Annotated in this window: 1 protein-coding gene; it reads left to right on the top strand. The window is 46.6% G+C overall.

Annotated features, from left to right (window positions below):
- Positions 1 to 578: 578 nt before the first annotated feature.
- On the top strand, positions 579 to 2093 hold the full coding sequence (locus tag F6K53_RS38005; RefSeq protein ID WP_293084890.1) for a reverse transcriptase domain-containing protein: 1515 nt from the start codon (positions 579 to 581) through the stop codon (positions 2091 to 2093).
- The last annotated feature ends 80 nt before the right edge of the window (positions 2094 to 2173 follow it).

Raw genomic sequence — 2173 nt, 5'->3', positions numbered from 1 at the left:
GCGTGCGGCTTGTTCTGAGTAGGAGCCACTCAAACAGAGTGGGGTATGACTTAGGGAATCGCGGGCGACAGCCCAAAAAATTCTAACTGTTCTACGGATAGTGGTGAGAATCCACTCCTTGAAGAGACCAAGTGACTCCCTATCTGGCCACACCGAGCAGGCGACATCCTAGCAGAGTGAAGCTGGCACCAGGGCGGAATCAGAGGTAAATCAGATGTGCCACACTGCCGCTAACGGGGAAGACGAAACGGGTAACAGTAGCAAAAGTCCTGAAAAAGTGTCTGATGAAAAAGCCGCAATCTGATTAATACATGCGAGACTTTATCCTCTCATTCTCACAACGTTGTGCTGTTGACAGTTGTAATCTCTGAGAAGAGGATAGGCAAATTGGACTACCCTAAATCGTCACAGAATCTATAGAACGGAACAAGTAAAAACGACAGCACTATGGGTCTGAGGAACGGTCGAAACTTCGGTAAGTTATGTCAAACTTAATCCCCACTGTCGGGTAGGATGTGCTCAAAAACTGGGCACGGGTATCCAGAAAACACAAACTCTAGAAGAGCATAGTTAGACACATGTGCAAACATAGTGAACTTTGGAAGAAGCAAGAGTGGAAGAAACTCCGCCAAAACTTATTCCGCCTACAAAAGCGAGTGTTCAAAGCGGTTCGAGCTGGTGACTTAAAAAAAGCAAGGTCATTACAGAAACTGATACTGAAATCCCGTTCGGCTCAACTTTTGGCTGTCCGTCAGGTAACTCAACTAAATAGGGGCAAAAAGACGGCTGGAGTTGATGGCAAGTCAAGCCTCAACTACAAGGAACGCATGGAACTGGTTGAAGCATTGAACCACTGCGGTGAAGACTGGCACCACAGCGGACTACGCGAACACCCAATCCGTAAGAAGAATGGGAAAATCCGAATGCTAAAGATACCAACCATAGCAGATAGAGCATGGCAATGTCTAGTAAAATCCGCCCTCGAACCAGCCCATGAGGCCACGTTCAGTGCCGACAGCTACGGATTTAGAACAGGCAGAAGTGCGCAAGATGTGCAAAAACGCCTGTATAACCACCTGAAAGCTAGCAAATACGGTACGAACAAAGAAAAGAGGGTAATCGAACTAGACATCAAGAAGTGCTTCGACCGCATCAATCACTCCTGCATAATGGACAATCTGGTAGCACCCAAGGCTATAAAGCAAGGGATATTCAGATGTTTAAAAGCAGGCATAAACCCAGAGTTTCCAGACCAAGGCACGCCACAAGGTGGTGTAGTAAGTCCACTACTGGCCAACATCGCCCTAAACGGCATAGAGGAAATCCACACAAGTCTGCGGTACGCAGATGATATGGTGATAATCCTAAAGCCAAAAGATAATGCCGAGAAAGTCCTCCAAAAAGTCAAGAACTTCCTGGCTAAAAGGGGAATGGAAATCAGTGAAGAGAAGACTAAGCTAACTAAAACGACAGACGGATTTGACTTCCTGGGGTGGAACTTCCGCGTCCAGAAAAACGGAAAATTCAGGTCAATTCCCTCAGAGGAAAACCACCGGAATATACGTAAGAAGATTAAAGCCGTAGTCAACAGCTCGAACTATGGTGCTGAAGTAAAAGTTAAGAAACTAGCTCCTATGGTTCGGGGCTGGCGTAACTACCACAGCAGCTGCGATATGAGCAGCGCCAGGGATAGTCTATGGTTCATGGCAAAAACGGCGAATCGAAAATTCCGCAGGGAAAAAAAGATAGACCGATATAGAGCCACCGAACTATGTAAAAAGGCATTCCCAAAGGTCGGTTACAAACAGAACCAACACGTGAACGTCAAGGGGACTAAGTCACCCTACGACGGTGACCTAGTCTACTGGAGTAATCGAAACTCGCGATTATACTCCGACGCTACCTCAACAGCCTTGAAAAAGCAAAACCATTCCTGTGGATTCTGTGGGTTGAAGTTCCTAGAAGACGAGTCTGTACACCTTCATCATATTGATGGAAACCACGACAACTGGAAACCAAAGAACTTACTAGCAGTTCATCAGAGCTGCCACCAACAGATACATTGGAGCACTCCGAAAGGAAAGGATATCTAGGAGCCGTGTGAGGTTAAAGCTTCATGCACGGTTCTGAAGGAGAGGTGCTCCCCTTAATAGGGGACATCGACTCTAACAAA

Source organism: Moorena sp. SIO4A1, from assembly GCF_010672065.1.
In the GTDB taxonomy this organism is placed as follows: Bacteria; Cyanobacteriota; Cyanobacteriia; order Cyanobacteriales; family Coleofasciculaceae; genus Moorena.
Note: the sequence above shows the minus strand (reverse complement) of the source record. Positions and strands in the feature narration are given on the sequence as shown.

Bases quoted from the DNA above. Each gene is read 5' to 3' on its own strand.
- F6K53_RS38005 (WP_293084890.1), top strand. From the start codon at position 579: ATGTGCAAACATAGTGAACTTTGGAAGAAGCAAGAGTGGAAGAAACTC.